We start from the raw sequence: 22,461 nt of genomic DNA, 5'->3' as shown, positions 1-22,461 counted from the left end.
CCCCGACGATACCCCGGACCCAAGTCAGATCTGCCCATATGGTCGGAATGGGATCGCCGCGTGGCCAACTGCCACCGCTCAATCTGAACGTTCACGACCTTCGAACCGGGTGTTAGAGCAGCACGTATGGGAAGCAATAACTTTACTAACGACCGGGTCGCGAACGCCAAAGGCGGATACATTGCCGCAGGTCTGCTCGGCTTGACAGTAACGACATTCGGTTTGGGAGCATTTTGTGCAAGCCCCGATTTTCTTGGAAATTTTAGCATTACGGACATCATTGGCGCGATAGCGGCAATGGCAAGCACTGCTGCGGCCGTGGCAGCCGCCTATAGCGCGAAGTTTACGCGCGATGGCGCTGAGGCAACTCGCATAAGTGCGTCAGCCGGTCTTTCTAGTGCCAAAGCAACGCAAGAAACTGTCAGCGAAATGAGAGAGGCGCGAAAGGACGAGCAACGACCAAGATTGACGATTGAACGAAAGTTTCTCGATTTGAAATTTGTTTGTCCCGGTGGATTGAATAACGGTCCACTTTATCGGTCTCGAACACAGTATGATCCATCTATTTATTCTGCCCCAGAATTCGAACTGACAAACCAAAGCGACGCCTCGGCATTCGACGTTTCGGTACAGTTTCGGCTGGAAGATAACAACGGTAGCTTCGAGCTTAGTAAATCCTTTAATGATCTAGGAGTCCGAATCGTCCCGTCTCCCTCGCTAGCGAGTGAACAGCCTGTTGAGATGGCCATTTTTGGAGCACCGCTTGCCGGCGGTGTAGGTCTTCCGCTTTACCGGCGCATGGTTGAATACCGACCTTTCTGCGGTCCGCGACAAACACGCCTAATTGAATTTCCACAAGGCTTGTTAACCACGTTGTTTGTCCGTGGACTTCAGTATCGGGACCGACAGGGATCTGACAGCCCGCTCCAGCCAATCAACCTAATAGTCGAAATTGCCTGCTATACCGTGGGCAAAGAAAAGGTAGAGACGAGCTTCCGCTTCGAGGCCAATCCATTTTGCTACGGACCCAACGCCCCACTCGAAGCTTATAGTCATTTTCGCGAACTTCCAAGCAATCCCATCCATGACCAACGCGCTAGCTAGGCATTGGGTTTTAATGAAGTGCTCGTTTGGCGCTGAAGACACCCTCCGCGGCTGCTGATCAAACGCTTAAGCGATAATCGGTTGGCAGCTTATTGGACGATGTACCTCAAAACGATCGCGGCGGAGAGACCCTCCGCCGCAGCCTCCCAAACACTGCTGAAATACGACGGTTTCACCGTTCAGTAGACGCAATATACCCCAGCGATACCCCAACTGCACGCCGCTCTGGATCATCGCACCTCTCGTCGCACCGCCGTTGATCGCGCTCCTTGGATACGGCATGGAACGGTATGGGACGGATTGATCATCGTACGGAGGGCACCCGCCAATGGGTAACCGGCCTGGTCGTGATCGCAGCGACCATAGTTGGATTTTTTGGCTTTGCCCGACTCTCGCGTGAATGGACGCTGGGCATATCAGCTGGCATCCTCGTCGCCTTGGCTATCTTCTTCTGGTTCGTCGGTCGCAATGCGACCCGTGGGCCTCGGCGATAGCACCTGAACTACCTTCCGGCTGTCCGGCACATATTCCCATGCCTTGCCCAGCTCCCGCTCCTTCCACTCGACCCTGATCTCCATCCGAACGCCCTCCTGAAGGCCGATCGGAATGGTCTTGTCGGTGATTGCCTGCAGGAACTCTAAGTCGGCCATTTGTGCGGAGAATCGCACGCCATCGCGAGAAAATCCCCAATGTCGCGGGCTGACGTAGAATGGCGCCTGCATCAGCACGACACTCCAAATTTCGCTTCGTGTCTGTTCGGCCGGCGGCGCGGCCTCAGATGTATATAGCCCGCCTCGCATGGCGAATTGCGAGCGGTCGATCTTTACGATCGCGGCGCCATGATCGCCGGCCTGTTTGACGACGACATTAGTAATAGCTGGATCGCGGTCGAGCGCACGATAGAAGCGCATCGCCGAACGAGACGCGTCGGCGCTTTCGCGGATCGCATCCGTCATTCCACGTAGCAGGTCACGATCCGTCTGGCTCAACGCGACATCCTGCACGTCAGTGTCGAGAGCCTGCTCCACGAATGTCGATAAGCCCGCCGTCGCAACAGCAATTGCGAGGCCAATTGCCGCCTTCTTCAGATACGGAAAGTGATCGGCGCCTGCGCTGATGACCGCTGCATGATCGTCGATCAACTTTAGGATCTGTTTGAGCGACCCCTCCTCGCGCGCGATCAGCTCGACCCGAATATCAGCATAAGGGTCGATCGCCCGCGCTGCGTCACGAGCTAGATCAATCCAAGCGAGCAGGCTTTCGGCAGCAACCGCAGCGTCAGCGTTCCGACCATCCTTGAGCCCGAGCTGCAGGACAATTTCGCCGTCGTCGTCGATCATTTCGTTCCCACCTTTGCGATCTCGGCACGGTTGCGCGCGATCAACCGACTGCATTGCGCGGAGGTAAAATTAAGCTCCGTATCATTGAGCCCAATATCGAAAGACTTCAGGTAATAGTCGCGAGTTCGTATGTCTTCAGATCGGCCGAACTCTGCCACCAGCGCATCGGAACGCTCCTTCCCGATGCGCTTTCGGCAAATGCCGGCCGACATCATCATGTCGCCACGTGCCCGGATTGCTGGTGTTTGCCAGCTGGCGAGACCGCCGTCTTCCAACATGCTGTCCGCGAACTTAGTTGCGGCGGCCTTCACGTCGAAACCGGCCGGCTTCTGCATCACCGTCGAGAACAGCGGATCGCTCGTTGCTTCGACACACGTGCGTCCATAGCTCAGCAATATCGTGCTGAGCTTCTGCAACTGAGCAGCGCTCTTTGCATTCGCCGCCTCGGTGTCCAGGTCTTGAGCGAACAGCTTGCCTTGGCGATCCGCGGAAGCGGCAGCAAGCTGATCGATCCGGCCGGAAGGCATCCCCCACGCGGCCGTCTCAGCCTTCAATCCAGCCGCAACTTTCGCCGGCAGGTCCGGATCGACCGTAATCCCCATGCTGCGGCATAGTGGCGCGGTAACGACTAGGCGGGAGACTCGATCGATCCGATCCTGCTGCTCCTGCGTCTGCGCGCGCAGTGACTGACTGATCAGACCGATCGCGAGCGCTACGGAGACCAGCGAAGCTGCCGAATAGCGCATTGCTTTCCTTTTCGGTGCAGCTTCGGTGGATAGCCCCGCCGCCGCGGGTGCCTTCAAACCGCGGAATAACGCGGGTATCTGGCCTATATTTGCGGGATGGACCCCGACTTTACCTCTAGGCACGCAGGCTCAGCGAAGACTTGGCAGCCGACAAAGATCGACTTCCAAAATGGATCAATCTTCCTGTTAAACTCGCGATACTGACCACGTTTTGGTGGGAGGTGTACGAATAACTGCTGTGCCGTAGCCGGCACGGGAGCCAGAAAACAATGACCGAACCACTTCTTCGAAGTACGCCAGGATGCCGCGAAAATTGCAGTAGCTGCAGCATCAAGTGCGCTGTTTTGGCTGGACTGCGCGACGATCGTCACCGAGTTCTTCAATTGGCGAGGGAGGCGTATCGACTCGACCCGACCGAAACGCGACGACTGCATCTGCGGCGCCGTGAAGAATTGTGGGCATGCTCATGGCAAGCTCACGAACGAGTTCGTCCCCCGTTAGGTCGGCCGACTGATCTAGAAATACGCCAAGCGCTTCCTCAAGCGCAGCGGTACTAGGCAGCGCGAGTTTGACCTCCGGTGGCGCTCGATTGGTGAAGGACAAAGCCACACGGAGGACGGTTTCGCGATCCTCCGGAGGCATCGTATTCAACGCATGCAGGAGACGTGCTTGCTCCTCGGATAGGCTCTCAATCGAACGCTTCCCGGTCAGCACGTAGTTCATATCGACGCCGCGGGCTTGGACGGCGATAATGTAACTGGCCGAAAATGGACGCTTTCCTAGCTCGTATTCCGCCTGAGATCCCCTCGTGACGTCGGCCAATGCTCCGAAATCAGCTTGGCTCATACCTAACAGCTCGCGCTGCTCGCGTAGGCGAACGCCAACCTCCACAAGAATGGACGAAATATCGATCACGTTGCTTGACCTTGTACGGTATCTCGTCCAACAGTGGACGCCATTGACCAACAATGCAGGCATAGCATGAATTCGCAAGTCTCCAAGGATGAGGAACGTCGGGGCCGCCCGGTCTCGCCGCGTCCAGATCCGGAGCGGATCGAAGCGCTACGCAACCGCATGGCGGCCCGCGGGCAGACAGTTAAGGCGCTCGCTCGAGAGATCGGCGAAGACGCTTCCAACGTGTACAAGGTCATTAGTGGCAATCGAGCCGCTTCGTCTGGCGTCGGTCATCGCATTGCCGTGAAGCTGGGACTGAAGGACGGCCCGGATTCGAGCCCGGAGGCAGTTCCAGCGAAGCTCGAGCCTGTTCGATGACGCAGTTTTCGCCACCAGTTTCTCTCGGCCGTCACCCTGACGGCGAGCGTCGACGGCAGCTATTGTCTCCCTGGCTGTCGTCGACGTCACCATTCCACCCTTTCGGCCGCTGGCAGACCGGCCGAATCCTGCTCGTCGGGTCTCCCGACCTCGGTGTGCAAGTCCCACCCTGTCTGCTAACCGAGAATGCGCGAACTGGCGGCGGTCGTATGCAACGATCGTCGCCCCTTTTTGCGGCAGCCCGGTCATGACCAAGCCCCGCGACGCCGTCACGATCGAGAACACCCTATACCGAGTGCTGGGTGAGATCACGATCGAGCGCGCAGCAGAAATAACTGGCCGCAGCCTCAGCTACCTCCGGTCGCTAACCGATCCGGCCAAGCGCGAGCGTCTGACGATCGAGGATTCGCGCACGCTCGATCTCGAGTATCGCGCCCAGGGGAACGTCGGCTACCCGCTTCTCGATACGCAGATTCGCATGATCGAGGCGGAAGAGAACAACCGGTTCGCCGAGGAGCACGCCTTCGGTCAGCTCGCTTGCGACTACGTCAAGGAAAGCGGCGAGGCCTCTGCTGCCCTGGTCGCGGCTATGCTGCCAGGTGCGTCCGTTCAGATCCTTGAAGCCGCGCTCCGCGAACTCGAGCACGCTGATATCGCGTCGGCGCCGACGATCGCCAACCTTCAGGCTCGTATCAAGCGCGCCCGCGACGGTCCTGTGCACCACCCGCCGGACGGCTGACGCCGCCGAACTTCTGACATCGTCGCCCACCCGCCCGCCCGCTGATCATCGTGATCATCGGGGCGGGAAACTGCTGCCTGGACACTTTGCCATGCCCAAACGACGCGAAGCCCTCACGAACATTTCCAGTTCCCTGCAGCAGGTCGTGCCCGCGCTGCAGGCTCTCACTCAACCAGGCGACGAACATCTGCCGTTCGCCATGCGCCATCTGCTCGATGCGATCGATCGGGTTGATGTCGAAGCGACCGACGACCTCGATCGGGGGGCCGCGTCATGACGCTGACCCCAGGCCAGTATCTGAAGAAACGCCGTGAGGCGGCGGGGCTTTCGATCGACGACGTCGCAGAGCGCATCGCGACGACGCCGCGCTGGGCCCAGCACCTCCGCCGCGGTTGGCTCGAGCAGATCGAGAGCGACCAGATGCCGGCAACGTTCAGGACGATCGTCGTCCTTCACCAGGTCATGCAGTTCGACCTCGGCGTATTGGTCGCGCTTACGGCTGAGGGTTGCGAAGCACCTCGCCTTTGCGTCGTTTGCGCCTGCAGCAACGACGATCCTTGCGTTGGTCATTCCGGGCCATGCGGTTGGGTCGACGTCGACCTCTGCAGCGCGTGCTTCGCGCACGAGCCAGCCGATCGCATCGCCATCATCCGATCTGCAGCAACTGCACGCGATGCCGCGGTATGAGCGGCCTGCGCACCGTCCACGCGATCGCCGTCATTCTGAGCGGCGCAGCGCTCGGCCTGGTCCTGTTCGGATCGGTACGCCGCGGGATCGCTGTGCTGGCGATCGTCACCATCCTGCTGGCGTGGAGCCTCGAAGTGCTCCGCGTCGCCGTCCAATCCGTCCGGAAAACAGGTCATGATGCAGAAGCTAAAGTTCGAACCGACGTTCCGCTCAAGTGATCAGCGCCTGCGCTACGCCGAGATTCATGACCATGATTGCGATTGCGCGAAATGCGCGCCGTACGTTCCCAGCGATCCCGATCGGCTGACCGCCGTCCATATGGGCAAGCTCGCCTGCCTCGGCGTACTCGTCGGATCCGCGATCATGTTCGTGATCGATCCGGCTGGCGCCAGCGCTGCGCTGCTCGCTACAGTCGGCATCGGCCTGTGACGTGGCTCGCACTCCCGCCCGAGCCGCCTCAGTCGCACAATGCGTATTCAGCCACGGCGATCGCGTCGTCTTTCTCGGTCAGGGCCAACGCCGCGGGCAGCACGGGGATGCGCTGTCACCCCGTCGCGAGTTCGCTGGCGTTCACTTCGATGACGGTGAGCGTATCCTTTGCCTCACCGCGACCCTCCATCCGATACCGCGCCGACCGCCCCCAATGTTCTGATGCGGCCTGCACTCCGGCTCGCCGCCTCGAGGCGCAGGCCAAAGGGAAGACAGGATGAACGACGATCGCAAGGGATCCTTGGCGACGGGTCGATACCTGCGCCTGCCCGACGTGCTGAGCGAAACCGGCCTCGGCAAGACGACGATCTACCATCTGATCGGCGAGGGCACGTTCCCAAAGCCCGTGAAGATATCGAGTCGCGCGGTGGCCTGGCGCGAGGGCGCGATCGAAGCCTGGAAGGCCGATCGGCAAGCCCAGCCGGAATAGCGGCATTTTCCAATGTGGGGGCATCGTCGGGGGCACTGACGCCCCCGTATCTCAAAAGCTACAGTGATTTCAAAGGGTTTAGCCATGCAGTTTGCGACGTACTCAGGGAGCCATTTTTAAGCCGGACAAGTCCTGGCTTCTTCGCGAGATGCCGGTAGGCCGGACCCCCCTTTGAAAATATGTTCGGCCAGTTGCAGTCGTTCTTGCGACGGCGTCTGACCTGCCGCTCCCCCCAGGTGCCTAAAGGTCCAAGCTCAAAACAGATCCCGGGCGGGATGCGTTCGCGATGGGCGGGATTTGGCGGGTATTCGCGCGAATTCGTAGCTTCTTTCGACACTTAGGTCTGACGAACATTCTTTAGATCATGAAACTTATTTCATGTTAAGATACTTTGTGGTTTAGGATGAAGTCTTACTCAAACAGTGGAGATTTCATGTTTCTTAAGTCACTTACCACGGCATCGGCTGGCCTCATGCTGCTCGCCGCACCAGTTGCAGCGAACGCGGCTCCGGCCAACCCGGCATCCAGCCTCTCGACGATCCAGTCGGCACGCGCCGGCACGCCGACCGTCAAGAAGTCCAAGGTCGCCGACGGTGGTTTCATCATCATCGCTCTTGCCGCCGTTGCGGTCGGTGGCGGTCTGTATCTCGCGATCGACGATGGCGACGATTCCGACAGCAACTAATCTGTTGGACCGGTGTCATGCACCGGTCCAATCGACCTGGGCTCGGCTGAAGCCACGTCGAAACACGGACTTCATTGCCGTTGGCTCTCAAAAAGCGCTGAACTACCAATAATCGTAGCGGAGACACGCGCGCCCTGCTCGATCCGATGATGCTCCCAGATAGCTTTATTCGTGCGTCGCGCGCCGATTTGATACTATGCGGTCCTGCACGCGGAAAACGGGGCGGAGGGTTCGGAATGGTCGATGCAGTGATAGTCCGCGCAGGCGACAGCGTCGCGACGCTGCTGCGCGACGGCGAAATCGGCGACCGGATCGATACCGGCGACGCCCTGCTCACCCTGACGCAGGCCGTTCCGCGCGGCCACAAGATCGCACTCGACGCGATCGCACCCGGGGCGGACGTGACGAAATACGGCTATTCGATCGGGCGGGCGACGGACACCATCGCACCGGGCGATCATGTCCACAGCCAGAACCTGTCGACCGGATTGGCCGGCACGCTCGATTACGGCTTTGCCCCGACGGACGAGCCGGTCGCGACATCCCCCCGCCATGCGACCTTTCGCGGTTTCGTTCGGCCCGACGGTCGGGTCGGCACGCGCAACGAGATCTGGATACTCCCCACCGTCGGCTGCGTAGCGCGGACCGCCGAGCGGATCGCCGCCAAGGCCGGGGCGACCTTGGCCGGCAAGATCGACGGCGTCCACGCGTTCAGCCACCCGCACGGCTGTTCGCAACTCGGCCACGATCTCGACGGCACGCGCCAGATCCTCGCGAGCCTCGCCTGCCATCCCAATGCCGGCGGCGTGCTGATCGTCGGACTCGGCTGCGAGGAGAACCAGATCACCGCGCTGATCGAGGCGATCCCCGCATGGCGACGCCCGGCGATCCGCACGCTGACGGCACAGCTGAGCGTCGACGAGGTCGAGGAAGGCATCGCGCTGGTCGAGGAACTGGCGGCGTTGGCGGCCTGCGAACGGCAGGAGGTCGGGCTCGATCGGCTCGTGCTCGGCGTGAAGTGCGGCGGGTCCGACGGCTTGTCGGGGCTGACCGCCAACCCGCTGGTGGGCCGGATGAGCGACGAGGTCGTCGGCGCCGGCGGCCGCGTGGTGTTCACGGAAATCCCCGAGATGTTCGGTGCGGAACAGGCGCTGATGAACCGCGCTGCCGACGTTTCGGTGTTCGACGCGATCGTCGGCGTCGTGAACGGCTTCAAGCAATATTTCATCGACCACGGCGAGCCAGTGTCGGAGAACCCCTCCCCCGGCAACGTCGTTGGCGGGATCACGACGCTGGAGGAAAAGTCGCTGGGCGCCGTGCAGAAAGCCGGCCGATCGCCGATCGCCGACGTCATCGGCTATGGCGCGCAGGCACGGACCGACGGGCTGACGATGCTGGAGGCGCCCGGCAACGACGCGGTATCCTCGACCGCCCTCGCCGCCGCCGGCGCGACCGTGATCCTGTTCACGACCGGTCGCGGCACCCCGCTCGGCTTTCCCGTACCGACGATCAAGATCGCGTCGAACACTGACCTTGCCCAGCGCAAGCCGGGCTGGATCGATTTCGACGCCGGACAGGTCCTCGACCAGGGGTTCGCCTCGGCCGAAACGGCGTTGCTCGACTGCATCGCCGCGATCGCATCGGGTCGAGAGACCGCCGCCGAGCGCAATGGCGAACGCGAAATCGCAATCTGGAAACGTGGAGTAACGCTTTGACACGACTGACCCATGCGACGCTCGACAAACTGCCGGCGACGATCGAGAGCCCGCGAGGCCGCGCGATGCCCTCTATCGGCATCGTCCATTTCGGGCCTGGCGCATTCCACCGCGCGCATCAGGCGGCGTATATCGACGCGCTGTTGAGTAATGACCCGCGCTGGGGCATCGCCGCAGTCTCGATGCGCAGCAAGCGGACGGTCGCAGCACTCGCCGAGCAGGACGGGCTCTACACGCTCGCGATCCGCGACGCCGAATCGTCGAACCGCGTGATCGGCGCGCATCGCCGGTTCCTCGGGCCCGACGACGCAGCCGAAACGCACGCACTGCTCGCCGATCCCGCGGTCCGACTGGTGACGTCGACCGTGACCGAGAAGGGCTATTGCCTCGCCGCCGACGGCACGCTCGACCTGTCGCATGCCGACATCGTCCATGACCTCGCCGGGACGACAACGCCGCGCAGCCTGGTCGGATGGCTAGTCGCAGGCCTCGCCGCGCGCCGGAATGCGGGGATCGCGCCGTTCGTGCCGATGCCATGCGACAATCTCGCCAGCAACGGCGCCAAGCTCCACGCCGCCCTGGTCGCCTTCGCGCGCGTGGGCGATACGGATCTGGCGGACTGGATCGCCGGCGAAGTGCGCGTCCCGTCGACGATGGTCGATTCGATCACGCCCGCGTCCGATCCTGCTCTCTACGACGACGTAGCCGAAGCGATCGGGCTCGAAGACCTCGCCGCGGTCCAACGCGAATCCTTTGCACAGTGGGTGATCGAGGACATCGGCACGCCGCTCGGTCCCGATCTCGCGTCGGTCGGCGCCACGATCACAACCGATGTCGCCAGCTACGAGAAAGCGAAGCTGCGGATTCTCAACGGGGCGCATTCGACGCTTGCCTATGTCGGCCTGCTACGCGGCGCAGCGAGCGTGGCGGACGCGATGAACGACGCGGCGCTCGCCAGGTTCGTCGATGCGATGATCCGCGACGACATCATCCCGATGCTAGCCCACACCCCCGGCCTCGACCTGGATGCCTACCGCGCCGCCGTGCTCCAACGATTTCGCAACCCGGTCATCGTCCACCGGCTCGACCAGATCGCGCAGGACGGTTCGCAGAAGCTTCCTTACCGTTTGGGCGATACACTCGTCGCCAACCGCCGCGCGGGTCGCATGCCCGCGGGCGTCGTCACTGCGCTCGGCGCGTGGGTAGCGTTCCTGATGCAACGTGCCCGCGACAATACCCCGATCGTCGATCCAGCCGGCGATCGCCTCGCCTCTGCGGCACGCGACGGAACGCCCGCCGAGGTCGTCGCGCGTCTGATCGATGCCGGACTGGGCTTCCCCCCCGAACTCCGCGACGACGCAGCCGCCCGGTCCGCGATCGCCGAAGCAGCCGAACGGATCAGCCGCGGTGACTGGTCGGGCGTGAACCTCTAGACCCCGTACGCCGCCCGAGCATTGCCGCCGAAGATCGCGTCCCGCGCTTCCGGGCAAGCGCGCGTAACGAATCCGTCGATCAGGTCGACGACCTGGCGATACTCGGCGGCAAGGCGACAGACCGGCCAGTCGGAGCCGAAGATCAGGCGGTCAGGGCCGAAGCACGCAAGCAGGTGATCGAGATACCGGGCGATCTGATCCGCGGTCCAGGTCGCGTGATCCGCCTCCGTGACGAGCCCGGATATCTTGCAATAAAGCGACGGCACCTGCGCCATGTCGGCGATCGCGTCCGCCCAAGGCTGCCAACCACCGTGCGCGATGTCGGGCTTCGCACCATGATCGAGGATCAGCCGCGGCGCCGTCGAACGCCCCGCCGCGACCAGATCGCAGAAGCGACGGACATGGATTGCCTGGCGGGGTTTGACGAGAATGTCGTAGCTGAAACCGCGCTCCACGCTCGCCCGCACCCCGCGAACGAAGTCGGGTGTCAGCAGGAAATCGTCGTCCGGCTCGTCCTGGACGATATGCCGAAACCCAGCCAGTTTGGGCGATCCCGACCAAGTCTCCAGCCGCTTGGCAATGTCGCCGGCCCGCAGATCGATCCAGCCTACCACGCCCATGATCCGTGGATGCGCAGCCGCGAGCCCCAGCAGCCAGTTGGTCTCGGCCTCGCTCTGCCGCGCCTGTACCGCGATACAACCATCGATCGCAGCGCCGTCCAGCAATGGCATCAGATCGGCAGGCGAAAAGTCCCGGGCGAGCACGCTGTCGGGATCGATCCAGTCGAACGTAGACGGCGAATAGGTCCAGAAATGCTGGTGCGCGTCGATACGAGTCATGCGGCGATCCGCGCTTGGCCGGTCGGTTGTCTCTGCATCCGAAGAACGTACCGCGTGCACGCCAGCGCAGCAATCGGATCGACGTGTCGCCGTGACCGAACGCTATTTCGCGACGACCGCCGGCATGAAGATATAGCCGTTGCCGCGGACCGTCCGGATGATCTCCGTCGGATCGAACGCCAGCAGTTTCCGCCGCAACCGGCTGATATTGACGTCGATCGTGCGCCCACGCGCCATGCTTTCGGTCCGTCCCGAGCGGGCGATCATCGCGTCGCGCGAATGTACCACCTGCGGCTCCGATATGAATGCGACGAGCAGCTGATACTCGCCGTCGGTCAGTCGGATAGGCGTCCTGTCCGGTGCGTGGAGCACGCGCATCCGACAGTCGAGCGTCCACCCGGCGAACGCGAAAATATCGATCGCGCCCAAGTGCGCGCCCGCCACGACTGGGGGACTGTCCGGCACCGCTCCACCCATCCCCCGACGCCGCAACACCGAGCGGATCCGCGCCAGGATCTCGCGCGGGCTGGACGGCTTCGTCACGTAATCGTCGGCCCCCAGTTCGAGCGCGACCACCCGGTCGATCTCGCCGCCGAGCGCGGAGAACATGATCACCCCGGGTGCGCCGGTGCCTTGCGGGAGCGTCCGCAGGATCGACAGCCCGTCCTCGCCCGGCATCATCATGTCCAGCACGATCAGGTCGCACGGCGATCGCCCCAAACGCGTCCGCAGTGCCGCCCCGCTCTCGACAGCCTCCGCCTGAAGTCCATGATCGACCAGGAACTCGGTGAGCAGATTGCGCAAGCCCGGATCGTCGTCGACGATGACGATCCGGGCGGCCGCCGTTTGCAGGGTCTCGCTGGTGTTAAAAGTGTTCCCGTCAGGAACGTACGAAGCAGGGCCGGGCAAGCCGTGATGGTTCGCGATCATGGCGGCCACATGGACCCGGCGTTTGTCCGGTATGTTTCCGAATGCCACCGCGATCGTCGAAGCGGTTCCCCGTCACGCTGCGAGGTGGGATGGTTGTATGAAAGGCGAGTCGGCGCTAGCGGCATTCCCCATGTCGATCGCCGCCAAACCGCACGTTAAACCCTTGAACTGGCTCCAGCCTTTGGAGGGCCTGCGGATACTGAAGCGGGGCGACGTGCCGATCACGCGAGTTCAGGTTTACGGCCAGCGATGCAGCGGCACCAACCTCGTCACGCGCGCGATCGAGGCGAATATGCCGAGCGTGACGATCACCGAGGAATTCGGCTTCAAGCACTGGTTCGTGCCCCCGCAGACGTTGTTCGTGAAGGATACGCTGGTGCTGGTCGTCGCGCGTGATGCGTTCGACTGGACCCGTAGCCTTCACCGCCAGCCATGGCACGCGCATCCGGACCTGAAGGCGGAGCCGTTTGACGTGTTCATCCGCAGCCAGTGGCACAGCTATTGGGACGATCATTTCGGCCCCATCGAGCCGGGGCATCCAATGCAGGGCGACGAGATGCTGCACGAGCGCGATCCGGAAACCGGCGAACGCTTCGCCAATTGCATCGCCAAGCGCACCGCGAAACTGCGCCACTGGGCATCGTTGACCAACCGGACGCACAACGTCGCGTTGCTCGGCTATGATGCGTTCGCGCGCGCTCCGTCGGCGTTCGTCGAGGCGTTGTCCGAGGCGACCGGGATCCCGCGGCACGCGGCTTACACGCCGATCACCAGCTACAAGGGGCAAGGCTATGCCCCCTATGTTCCAACGGTCTATCCCGAACTCGCGGCCGCCGACGCCGCCCATATCGCCGCGTGGCTCGATCCCGAGGTCGAGGCTGCGTTCGGACTGAGCGCGAACTATGCTGATCGATATCAATCGCCTTCGGAGGCCGGATCGGTACAACGTTCGGCATGACCAAGCCGATCACGTTCTTCATCCATCACCAGGGTCGCGGCCACGCCAACCGTGCGATGGCGATCATCCGCGAGCTGCCGGCCGAGCGCGCGGTGACGATCCTGACCGCCAAGCCTTCGCTGTTCGACGGCTTCGAGCGGCCGATCACGATCGCCGCGCTGCCCGACATGATCGGCGCACCGGTGCCGACGCCCGGCCTGTTCGCTCAGGCGACGCCCGAGGTGATGCACTGCGTTCCGCTCGGCGTTGCGAAGACGCGGGCGACGATGCGGACGATCATCGACCATCTCGACGACGTCGATCCGGCGCTGTTCGTGGTCGACGTCTCCGCCGAGATCGCATTGCTCGCCCGGATCGCGAGCGTGCCCGCGATCAGCATCCGGATGCACGGCGACCGGCTCGATCCGGGTCACTTGGGCGCCTACCAGGCAAGCGTCGGCCTGCTCGCACCCTTCGGGGAGGCGCTCGAACAGGCGGATACGCCGGACTGGGTGCGCGCCAACACGTGCTACGCCGGCGGCCTGTGCACGACGGTCGACCCCGTCCTGACCAAGACCGAGGCGCGCGCGAAACTCGGCCTCGATCCGGCCAAGGAGATCATCGTCGTCCTTACCGGTGGCGGCGGCGCAGGCACGCCCTACGCGCCGCTGACGATGGCGGCGCGCGCGGTGCCGGATGCGCTGTGGCTTGTGCTCGGGCCGGTCCACCGCGAGGGACATGAGACCGACTTCGGCAATCTCGTCGAGCTTGGCTGGGTCCCCGGCGTCACCGACCACATCGCCGCCGCCGACGTCGTCATAGCCTCGGCCGGCGACAACACCGTGCATGAGATCGCACGCGTCAGTCGGCCTTATGTCTGCGCGCCCGAATGGCGGTATTTCGGCGAACAGACCCGCAAGGCGGAGCGGCTGGCGGAGCTTGGCGCTGCGGTCGCGCTGCCGTCATGGCCGGGGGCGCTGGCACCGTGGCGGGGGATACTCGACGCCGCGAAGGCGCTCGATCCTGTCGCGCTCGCCGACCTGTACGACGCGGATGCAGCCAAAGTCGCCGCGGACTATCTGGAAGGACTGGCGGTTTCGCTTTGGGCCGCAGGTTAGAATCGCGCCCTGTCGATCCTCCCCCGCCAGGGGGGGGGTGGCTGGCACTTGCCAGACGGAGGGGGAGGTAAGCCAACCACCGTTTCGTGCCCTCCCCCACCGTCACCTTCGGTGCCACCTCCCCCTGGCGGGGGAGGATGGAAATGTTGGAAGGTCATCTCGCAGGGCTTGGCTTACGAGCGCTTCCGCAGCATCTCAGCTAAACAAAACCTCCGGCGGCATCCTCGACGCGGCCACCTCGTCCGCGGTAGGCCCCCGCAACACCGTAATCGCATCCGCATCCCAGGCGATCAGCCCGCGCTCGGCGAAATGCCCCAGCCAATAGTCCATGCACCACCGCCCCCAAGTGCCGCGAAACAACCGCGCATTGCGGACGATCGCGTCGAAATGCTGGTAGGCCGGCGTGTGGACGACATGATGCTGGTGATACGCCCGCGCACCGCCGACCCACCACATCGGCACGCCGGCGCGCTCGAGCCGTGCGGCAAAGTCGGTTTCCTCGCCGCCATAGCCGACATAGCGCTCGTCCATCCCCCCTGCCCGCGCCCAGTCCGCCGCAGAGATCGCGAACGACAGGCCCCAAAGCTCACCATGGCTAGGTGTCGGCCGTATTTCATCAGATGCGATCGGCGGCTTGGCGGGATGACGCACGCCGACCCGGTCGAGCCTGTCCCAGTCCAACCCGGCATCCAGCGCGCCGGCAGGGAGATACAGCACCTCGCCCAACCGAATACCGCCCGGCTCGATCGCCGTAGCCGCGTAGCGCTCGACCAACGTCGGCGCAGGGAGGCAATCGACATCCAGGAAGATCAACTGATCCCCACTCGCAGCCGCCGCCGCACGGTTGCGCGCCGCCGCCAACGGCATCGCGCCACCCTCGACGAACACTGCGTGCACCGGAAAGTCGGTCGGCGGGAGATCGGCGTGCGGCGCGTCCTGCATGTACGCGATCACGAGTTCGTCCGGCTTGCGCGTCGCTGCGTTGAGGCCGGCGATCAGGTTCACCAGATGCGCGCGGCGTCCGCGTACCAGCGTCAGCACGCTGACCGTCGAGGACGTCACGATGCTTTCCTGATTCCCTCGACGTCGATCCCGGCGGCGGCATCGCGGAAGAACGCCACGCCTTCGATCACGCCGCGCGCATGATGGCCGATCGCGACATAGCCGTGCGCCAAGTCTGCCCGCGATCCCAGGCCATCCGAATAATTGCCGACGATGATCGCGTGACGCGACGATCGCAGCATCTCGACATCGTTGCCGCTGTCGCCCGCGACGATCACCTGTCGCGGTTCGAGACCGAGGCGACGACGGACATGCTCGACCGCAGTACCCTTCGATGCGGCATGCGGCAGGATGTCGAGATAGCGGCCGTGGCTCTGGATGATCGAACAGCTATGGCCATGTTCCGCCAACAACGCGCGCACCCGCTCGGCCGCCGCCATGTCGCCATCGGCGAAATAGCTGAGCTTGAACCGGCGTTGTTCGAGCGGGCTCTGCGGCGTCAGTCCGGCATGTTGCCCGATCAGTGCAGCAACCGCCTCCCGGTCCCAGCCGGCGGCGATGATCCCGTCCCATTCAGTATCGCGGTCGTACACGGCCCCGCGCACCGTCCGGTAATAGATCTCCGAGCCGACCGAGGTGATCAGGATTTCGGGGCGCGGTGCATCATGCTGCCCGAGCACCGCCATCGCGCTGTGGAAGCTGCGCCCGGTAGCGATCGCGAAGGCGACGTCCGTCTGCGCATCGTGCCACGCAGTGAAATCGTCGACGCCTTTTGCACAGCCGAGCAGCGTTCCGTCGATATCCGACACCAGCAACAATTCCGGCTTCCGGTCCGTGACCGCAGGCGCGGCGTTCACGACCTCTGCGAGCAACCCGGTATAAAGCTGTACGTGCCGGTCCCAGTCATAGGCGCGGATCGCTACCGATCCTGCCGCTGAGTAGCGCGACCACAGTGCCGGATCGTCTAGTATCTTCAGGATCGCATCTGTGATGGCGCTAGGCGAACGCGGATCGACGAGAATGCCGTTGCCGCAGGTCTCGACGATATCGTTCGGACCACCGCTGTCGGTCGCAACCACGGGCAACCCGCTCGCCGCCGCTTCGAGCAATGTCAGCCCGAACGGTTCGTTGAGCGCCGGATTGACGAAGACGCCGCGCCGGGTACGGGCATGGGCATAGACCGCGGCGATATCGTCCGGCCGGTGCTGTTTCGGATAGGCGACCTTGCCGTACAGGTCGTAGCGGTCGATCAACTGCAACAGCTCGGCGATGTTGTCGCGGATCTCGGGCTCCAGCGTCGCACTGTCGTCGCGCGTGCCTGCCAGGATCACGAGGTTCGCCGCGGCCTGCAGCGCGGGTGATCGGCCATAAGCGTGAACGAGCGCCGCGAGGTTCTTCTTGGTCACCGGGCGAGCAATCGCGAGGATTACCGGCTTGGCGGGATCGTCCAGGAAACGATTGATCAGCGCATCGACACGGGCATCGGTGCCGCAATTCGCGAACTGCTTCAGGTCGCTACCCGGCGCGAACACGCGGATGCGGCCGGGATCATACGCATCATAATCGGCATACTGGACTTCGGCCTCGTCGCGCGATGACGCTATGATCGCGGCAGCACCGGCAATGGCTTCCTCTTCGATCGCGATCCGGCGATCGAGACCCGCGGTTTCCGCGCAATCACGGTCGAACGCGGCCAACTTCACCCGGCCCAGCGAATGCGCGGTGAAGACATAGGGGATGCCGGTCCGTGCAGAAACGCGCGCCGCGATCAGTCCGGCATCGGCGTAGTGCGCGTGCATGACGTCGGGCGCGCGATCGAGCGTCGCGATGTGTGCCACCAGAGCTTCGACCAGGCTATCATGCTCGGTCCACAGGTCTTCCTTGACGAGATACGTATTGGACGCGGTCAGCAATCGGACGATACGCGTTGTCCCGTCTATCGTCTCGATCGGCTCGGCATAGCATTCGGCATACGCCGCATGATGGAATGCGCGGGTAACGATTTCCATCCGGTCGATTGCCGGATTGCGGCCGCTGGCAGCGACGAGATCGAGAAGGTACCGGATATGGCCCCCGGTATCCGCGGTGATTCCGTATTCGACGTCGGTTGCGCGTAAACACCCCTGCAACGCGATATGTAGTACGAACACCCTTCCCCCGTTCATCTGCAATTCACGTAAGGAACCGCTCACGGGGTTGCCGAGTTCCGGGCCGATGATACTTTACATGCCGGTATTGACGCAGGTTATCACGTTCCCTGCGGCGCCTTGTTCGCTCGGTGAGCGATCGCTGTGAGGATTGCTCTACTCACTTGGGCCTATCCTCCTGAAAAGAGCGGACTTACTCGCGCCGCGCGCGAGATCGCGCAGTCGTTGGCACAATCTGGCAATGACGTCTGTGTCTTCACTATGGACCGTCGCGAAGACAGCCACGACGGCCGGGTTACGGTCAGCGGTTGCGGTCTGCGCGAGGGATCGTTCGCCGCGCGCCTGCGCAAGATTGCGGGGATCGGGCATCTGGTTGCGCCGTTCGCGTTCCGGCGGGCAGTCGCACGCGAGCACCGTCGCGAGCCGTTCGACGTGGTCGAGGCGACCAACTGGTATGCGCCAGGACTGGCGATCGCACTCACCGGTCCTGCGCCGTTGGTTACGCGAAACTCGACCCCGGCAGCGACGTCGGCGGAGACGGTAACGAGCCTCCGCGACCGGTTCGATCGGCGTGCGGGCATGCTCGCGGAGCGGATCGCAGCGCGCTTCAGCAAGGCGCTGATCTCCAACACGCAGCTTCACGGCGAGAAGATCGCAGCATTGTACGGCGTCGAAGCTCCAGGACCAGCGGGGCATCACGCGGTCATCGGCCTCAGCCTGCCGCCGGAGATCGTGGCGCGAGGAACGGCCGCGGTGTATCCCGACGATGTTCCCGAGGACCAGCCCATCGAACTGCTGTTCGTCGGGCGGGACGAGCATCGCAAAGGGTTCGATGCATTGATCATGGCGCTGAGGATCCTCGCCCGGCGTGCGGATGCCGGGATGCGCGATTTCCGCCTCACGATCGTTGGCGTGCATGCGGACGATTTGAAGGCGCTTCCGTCCACCGCGCGAGCGCGACTGCGTTGCCATCACCGGGTCGACGAACCGACGTTGCACGACCTGATGAGCGCGGCTCACGTCATCGTCGCACCCTCACGCTACGAGAGCTTCGGGCTGGTGTACCAGGAAGCAATGATGTTCGGCCGACCGGTCGTCGCCTGCGCTGAGGACCCAAGCGCACGGCTGTTCATTGGCGAGAGCGGCGCCGGATTGCTGGCCAAGACCTGCACCGGCGACGACCTGGCCACGCAGGTCCAGCGGCTGATCGAGGACCCGGCCTTGCGTGCGCATTACGCCGCGGCGAGCCGGCGTGCGTCGGGGATGTTCACGCGCGATACCCTGTCCGCGCAGACCACCGCGGTCTATCGCACCGCGATAGGATCGAAGGGGGCGAGCAGCAACGCCTCGTCCTCCGGCCTGCCCGCGCCGGTCGACATCGCCTCGTAGATCCGCGTCCGCTCGCGCACGCGCTCGCCGTCGAGCCGATGTTCGAGCGCACCGGCCAGTGCCAGCGAACTCTCGACGAACGGTACGACCGGACGCTCGTGGACGCGGCCGGAAAAACGGATATCGCTACGGTTGAGGCGGTACTGGATATCGGGATAGGACGCGGACTGCACCCCGTCGACGAGGTTGCGGCGCGGCAGGCCGAGCGAGCGCAACCCGTCGCGATCTGCCGCCGCGACCAGCCAGCCGAGCGCGTCGAGCAACGCGTCGTCGGGGCGCTCGTCGGTATCGATCTGCAACACCCAGCGGGTTTGCATCATGTCCTGGAGGCGGTTGCGTTGCGCGGCGAAGTCGCCGGAGAGGGGATGATGGGCGACCTCGATCCACGGGACCCGCGCTGCGATTTCCCCTGCTTCGTCTGCCGTGCCGTCGAGCAGGACGACGATACGGGCAAACGCAGTACGATAGTGTGTGGCGATCTCGACGATGTCGTTCGCGTCGGCGGGCCGCGCCATGATGCCGAGCCCTATCGCGTGCGGCACAGTCGTCGCGGGAGCCGAATGCGCCTGGGCTAGGCGATAATCAGGGAGAAAGCGGACATCGCCCCGCGCAACGGCGACCGGTTCCACCTCGAACCCAAACCGCCACGCCGCGTTCCGCAAGCCCGCCGGGTCCAGCATCCATCGCTCGGCTGGATCGCGCTGTAGGTAGACAAGCCCACTTCCCAACCGCGCGAAGATCTCGTCGGCAACCGCACCGACCTCGCTCACGTCGCGAACAAGCAGGCGGCAGTGGCTACACTCGAACCAGTCCTCGCGCACGAGCCAGTCCCAGTTCCCACAGATCGAGCATCGTAATCGCATGGCTCCGGCAACCCGCGGCGTGAGGGACCGGTTCCGCCTGATCCAAATCCTCCCCCATCGGGGGAGGTGGCAGGCCCATAGGGACTGACGGAGGGGTATCCGCCCTAAGTTGAGGACCCCACCCCTCCGTCTGGCAAGCGCCAGCCACCTCCCCTCACAGGGGAGGATATAAGAAGCTCAATACCCGAACGAATGCGCCAGCGTCAGCAGCAGCCAGTACAGCCCGCCCGACAGCAGCATCGCCACCGGCAGCGTCATCACCCATGCCAGCGCCATGTTCATCACGGTCCGACGCTGCAACCCGGCGCCGTTCGCAACGCTCGCACCGGCCACACCCGAGGACAGGATGTGCGTGGTCGACACCGGCATGCCGTATTTCACCGCCAGCAGGATCGTCGCCGCCGCGACCAGTTCGGCCGACGCGCCCATGCCATAGGTCAAATGCGTCTTGCCGATCCGCTCGCCGACGGTGACGACGATCCGCTTCCATCCGACCATCGTCCCCAGCCCCAGCGCCAGCGCGACGGTGACCTTCACCCAGGTCGGGATATAGCGCGTGCCCTGCTCGAGCCCGCTATTATAGCTCTTGAGCGTCGTGATCTCCTGCGCGGTGAAGCGGCTCTGCGCGGACTTGTCCTCGGCGATCAGCTTGGTCGTATCGAGCACGAGGTACATGTCGTTGCGCAGGTTCGGCGTCGCCGCGGCGGGCACTTTCCCCAGCGACCCATAGCTTTCGATCCGGCTCGACACGTCGTCCGACAACGTCGCCAGCGCGCCATAGATGACCGGGTCGGCGACATGCTTGCTCTTCAGCGCCTTGGTGACCTGCGCACGCGACGTAGCGACGTCGGCCGGCGCGCCGTCGGCATGCGCGCGGTAAGCGGCCGATGCCGCCTGCGCGCTTTGCACGAACGCCGGCATCGCGCTCTCAGGCATCGTCCGGTTCAGCGCGTAGGCGGTCGGCGCGCAGCCGATCAGGATGAGCATGATCAGCCCCATGCCCTTCTGCCCGTCATTGCTGCCATGCGCAAAGCTGACCGCGGTGCAGGTGCCGATCAGCAGCGCACGGATGCCGCGCGGCGGCGGCGTCTGGCCCTCGGGCGCCTCGTACAGCTTCTTATCGCGCAGGAAGCGCTTCATCACGAGCAACAGCAACAGCGCGCCGACGAAGCCGACGATCGGGCTGAATGCCAGCGCAGAGAGAACTTTCCAGACCTGCACCATGTCGACGCCCGACGTGCCATCCGCACCGCCGCCGTTGATCAGTTGGTTGGCGAGCCCGACGCCTAGGATCGAGCCGATCAGGGCGTGGCTCGACGAATTGGGCAGCCCGACCGCCCATGTCGCGAGGTTCCACAGGATCGCCGCGAGCAGCAGCGCGAAGATCATCGCGAACCCGCCGACGCTGCCGACGTTGAGGATCAGGTCGACCGGCAGCAACGTGACGATCGAATACGCCACCGCGCCCGACGACAACATCACGCCAAGGAAGTTGAAGAACCCCGACCACACGACCGCGAGCGGTGCGGGCATCGAGTGCGTGTAGATGACGGTGGCGACCGCATTGGCGGTGTCGTGGAATCCGTTCACGAACTCGAACCCGAGCGCGATCAGCAGCGCCAGCGCAAGGAACGCGAACGCTCCGCCCGCCAGGCTTTCGCCGACCTGCGCGGTGTCGAACGCGATGCTGAACCCGGCATAGGCAAGCCCGCCGATCAGCACGGCGAGGAAGATCCAGCGCCCGGACGGATGCAGCGAATGATCGAGCTTGGGACCGGTATGCGGCGCAGCGGTAGCGCTCGAATCAGCCGTCACCGCATCGGGTGCAAATGTGGAGGTTGCCATAGGAATGTGCAGTCGGCCCTTACGATGACAATCTTATGACAGATGTAAATCAAGCGATCGTTCGACCCTATTTGGGACGTCGCTCTCTACAATCCTCCCCCGCCAGGGGGAGGTGGCTGGCCCTCGCCAGACGGAGGGGGAGGCAGAGGACAACGTGCGTTCCGTGTCCTCCCCCTCCGTCGCTTCGCGCTACCTCCCCCTTGCGGGGGAGGAAGTTCGGAACCGACTACGTCGGACGTGAGTAAGTTAATTCACCGAGCTTCACCGATGCTGGCGAGCTGCATGCCATTGCGCCCGAACAATGTGGCCATCTTCACGTCCGCATCCGCGGTCATTTCCTTGCGGCACTGCTGCGCGTCGGCGAGCGCCGCGAGGCCGGCACCGTGCGACTGGCAAGCGCTTGTGATCGCCGAATGTAGCCGGCGCTGGAACGCGGTGCGCCCGACGTCGCTGGTCAGGTCGAGCCCGGCGCGCGACACGCGGACCGATACCGGCTCGCGCCCGGAACTCGCCGAAGCGACCGTAGAAAACAGGCAAGCGCCGACGATCGCCGCCGAAGCGACGCTGATGAAAAGCTTCATGATGATGTTCCTCAAATGGTCCTGCGGTCCGCAAGCTATGCCCGCGGGCGACGGCGCCAGCGCGTCGGGACGCCTTTCTGAGTGCGGCATCTCCGACCACGAACCACGTCGCTGCGCATCTCCTACCCGTGGTTCGTTACGCTCGCGCGACGGTTTGGCGACGGTCCGAC

Annotated in this window: 24 protein-coding genes; 14 read left to right on the top strand and 10 right to left on the bottom strand. The window is 63.8% G+C overall.

What is annotated here, in order from left to right; all coding sequences use genetic code 11:
* Positions 1 to 126 precede the first annotated feature (126 nt).
* The gene (locus C8J42_RS04550) at positions 127 to 1,104 is read left to right on the top strand and encodes a hypothetical protein (protein ID WP_133019024.1); all 978 of its coding nucleotides are present in this window, start codon (positions 127 to 129) and stop codon (positions 1,102 to 1,104) included.
* Between the two features lie 416 nt (positions 1,105 to 1,520).
* Here the strand turns inward: C8J42_RS04550 and C8J42_RS04545 are convergent, their stop codons facing one another.
* The 3 genes from C8J42_RS04545 to C8J42_RS04535 all read right to left on the bottom strand — a co-directional run bounded on the left by C8J42_RS04545 (position 1,521) and on the right by C8J42_RS04535 (position 4,105).
* Positions 1,521 to 2,444, bottom strand: a complete 924-nt coding sequence (locus C8J42_RS04545; protein WP_133019023.1) for a hypothetical protein — start codon at positions 2,442 to 2,444, stop codon at positions 1,521 to 1,523.
* A complete protein-coding gene (locus C8J42_RS04540; protein ID WP_133019022.1) occupies positions 2,441 to 3,190 on the bottom strand; it encodes a hypothetical protein in 750 nt (249 codons plus the stop codon). Before C8J42_RS04540 ends, C8J42_RS04545 begins: the two co-directional genes overlap by 4 nt.
* 330 nt (positions 3,191 to 3,520) lie before the next feature.
* Complete coding sequence (locus C8J42_RS04535) at positions 3,521 to 4,105, bottom strand: helix-turn-helix transcriptional regulator (RefSeq protein WP_133019021.1); 585 nt, start codon at positions 4,103 to 4,105, stop codon at positions 3,521 to 3,523.
* Between the two features lie 66 nt (positions 4,106 to 4,171).
* On the opposite strand from C8J42_RS04535, the gene C8J42_RS04530 reads away from it, so the two are divergent.
* From C8J42_RS04530 to C8J42_RS04480, 10 genes are all read left to right on the top strand, one after another.
* Positions 4,172 to 4,462, top strand: coding sequence for a hypothetical protein (locus C8J42_RS04530; RefSeq protein WP_133019020.1), 291 nt, complete (start codon positions 4,172 to 4,174; stop codon positions 4,460 to 4,462).
* A gap of 247 nt (positions 4,463 to 4,709) precedes the next feature.
* Positions 4,710 to 5,201 (top strand): hypothetical protein, encoded by a 492-nt coding sequence (locus C8J42_RS04525; RefSeq protein ID WP_133019019.1) that lies wholly within the window; start codon positions 4,710 to 4,712, stop codon positions 5,199 to 5,201.
* 91 nt (positions 5,202 to 5,292) lie between these two features.
* Positions 5,293 to 5,478, top strand: a complete 186-nt coding sequence (locus tag C8J42_RS04520) for a hypothetical protein (protein WP_133019018.1) — start codon at positions 5,293 to 5,295, stop codon at positions 5,476 to 5,478.
* Positions 5,475 to 5,888, top strand: a complete 414-nt coding sequence (locus tag C8J42_RS04515) for an XRE family transcriptional regulator (RefSeq protein ID WP_133019017.1) — start codon at positions 5,475 to 5,477, stop codon at positions 5,886 to 5,888. The genes C8J42_RS04520 and C8J42_RS04515 overlap by 4 nt, the downstream gene beginning before the upstream one ends.
* The gene (locus C8J42_RS04510; RefSeq protein WP_133019016.1) at positions 5,885 to 6,106 is read left to right on the top strand and encodes a hypothetical protein; all 222 of its coding nucleotides are present in this window, start codon (positions 5,885 to 5,887) and stop codon (positions 6,104 to 6,106) included. Before C8J42_RS04515 ends, C8J42_RS04510 begins: the two co-directional genes overlap by 4 nt.
* Complete coding sequence (locus C8J42_RS04505; RefSeq protein ID WP_133019015.1) at positions 6,063 to 6,317, top strand: hypothetical protein; 255 nt, start codon at positions 6,063 to 6,065, stop codon at positions 6,315 to 6,317. The genes C8J42_RS04510 and C8J42_RS04505 overlap by 44 nt, the downstream gene beginning before the upstream one ends.
* A 277-nt stretch (positions 6,318 to 6,594) precedes the next feature.
* Positions 6,595 to 6,807, top strand: a complete 213-nt coding sequence (locus tag C8J42_RS04495; protein ID WP_133019013.1) for an AlpA family transcriptional regulator — start codon at positions 6,595 to 6,597, stop codon at positions 6,805 to 6,807.
* A gap of 433 nt (positions 6,808 to 7,240) precedes the next feature.
* Positions 7,241 to 7,492, top strand: coding sequence for a hypothetical protein (locus C8J42_RS04490; protein ID WP_133019012.1), 252 nt, complete (start codon positions 7,241 to 7,243; stop codon positions 7,490 to 7,492).
* A 236-nt stretch (positions 7,493 to 7,728) separates the two neighbouring features.
* Complete coding sequence (locus C8J42_RS04485; RefSeq protein ID WP_133019011.1) at positions 7,729 to 9,207, top strand: altronate dehydratase family protein; 1,479 nt, start codon at positions 7,729 to 7,731, stop codon at positions 9,205 to 9,207.
* Positions 9,204 to 10,640, top strand: coding sequence for a mannitol dehydrogenase family protein (locus tag C8J42_RS04480; protein ID WP_243644070.1), 1,437 nt, complete (start codon positions 9,204 to 9,206; stop codon positions 10,638 to 10,640). Before C8J42_RS04485 ends, C8J42_RS04480 begins: the two co-directional genes overlap by 4 nt.
* On the opposite strand, the gene C8J42_RS04475 is transcribed toward C8J42_RS04480, so the two are convergent.
* Entirely contained in the window at positions 10,637 to 11,479 is an 843-nt protein-coding gene (locus tag C8J42_RS04475; RefSeq protein ID WP_133019010.1) for an amidohydrolase family protein, read from the bottom strand. The two genes, C8J42_RS04480 and C8J42_RS04475, sit on opposite strands and share 4 nt — an antisense overlap.
* Before the next feature lie 102 nt (positions 11,480 to 11,581).
* A complete protein-coding gene (locus C8J42_RS04470; protein WP_133019009.1) occupies positions 11,582 to 12,409 on the bottom strand; it encodes a response regulator in 828 nt (275 codons plus the stop codon).
* Between the two features lie 97 nt (positions 12,410 to 12,506).
* Here C8J42_RS04470 and C8J42_RS04465 point away from each other — a divergent pair, with 97 nt between their 5' ends.
* Positions 12,507 to 13,367 (top strand): hypothetical protein, encoded by an 861-nt coding sequence (locus C8J42_RS04465; RefSeq protein WP_165895419.1) that lies wholly within the window; start codon positions 12,507 to 12,509, stop codon positions 13,365 to 13,367.
* A complete protein-coding gene (locus C8J42_RS04460; protein WP_133019007.1) occupies positions 13,364 to 14,464 on the top strand; it encodes a glycosyltransferase in 1,101 nt (366 codons plus the stop codon). The genes C8J42_RS04465 and C8J42_RS04460 overlap by 4 nt, the downstream gene beginning before the upstream one ends.
* Positions 14,465 to 14,659: 195 nt before the next feature.
* On the opposite strand, the gene C8J42_RS04455 is transcribed toward C8J42_RS04460, so the two are convergent.
* Positions 14,660 to 15,526, bottom strand: a complete 867-nt coding sequence (locus tag C8J42_RS04455) for a galactosyltransferase-related protein (protein ID WP_133019006.1) — start codon at positions 15,524 to 15,526, stop codon at positions 14,660 to 14,662.
* Positions 15,523 to 17,616, bottom strand: a complete 2,094-nt coding sequence (locus C8J42_RS04450) for an HAD-IIB family hydrolase (protein WP_133019005.1) — start codon at positions 17,614 to 17,616, stop codon at positions 15,523 to 15,525. Before C8J42_RS04450 ends, C8J42_RS04455 begins: the two co-directional genes overlap by 4 nt.
* 141 nt (positions 17,617 to 17,757) lie before the next feature.
* Between C8J42_RS04450 and C8J42_RS04445 the strand changes: the two genes are divergently transcribed.
* Entirely contained in the window at positions 17,758 to 19,002 is a 1,245-nt protein-coding gene (locus C8J42_RS04445; protein WP_133019004.1) for a glycosyltransferase family 4 protein, read from the top strand.
* Here the strand turns inward: C8J42_RS04445 and C8J42_RS04440 are convergent.
* The 3 genes from C8J42_RS04440 to C8J42_RS04430 all read right to left on the bottom strand — a co-directional run bounded on the left by C8J42_RS04440 (position 18,918) and on the right by C8J42_RS04430 (position 22,291).
* Positions 18,918 to 19,865 carry a glycosyltransferase family 2 protein gene (locus C8J42_RS04440; RefSeq protein ID WP_133019003.1) on the bottom strand — a complete coding sequence of 316 codons (948 nt, stop codon included), beginning with the start codon at positions 19,863 to 19,865 and terminating at the stop codon, positions 18,918 to 18,920. The two genes, C8J42_RS04445 and C8J42_RS04440, sit on opposite strands and share 85 nt — an antisense overlap.
* A gap of 177 nt (positions 19,866 to 20,042) precedes the next feature.
* Positions 20,043 to 21,710: an inorganic phosphate transporter gene (locus tag C8J42_RS04435; RefSeq protein ID WP_133019002.1), complete on the bottom strand. Its 1,668-nt coding sequence runs from the start codon at positions 21,708 to 21,710 to the stop codon at positions 20,043 to 20,045.
* Between the two features lie 251 nt (positions 21,711 to 21,961).
* Complete coding sequence (locus C8J42_RS04430) at positions 21,962 to 22,291, bottom strand: UrcA family protein (RefSeq protein ID WP_165895418.1); 330 nt, start codon at positions 22,289 to 22,291, stop codon at positions 21,962 to 21,964.
* Positions 22,292 to 22,461: the final 170 nt, after the last annotated feature.

Origin of the sequence: Sphingomonas sp. PP-CE-1A-559 (genome assembly GCF_004340965.1) — a bacterium.
GTDB lineage: Bacteria > Pseudomonadota > Alphaproteobacteria > Sphingomonadales > Sphingomonadaceae > Sphingomonas.
This window is presented reverse-complemented; position numbering and strand designations above follow the sequence as displayed.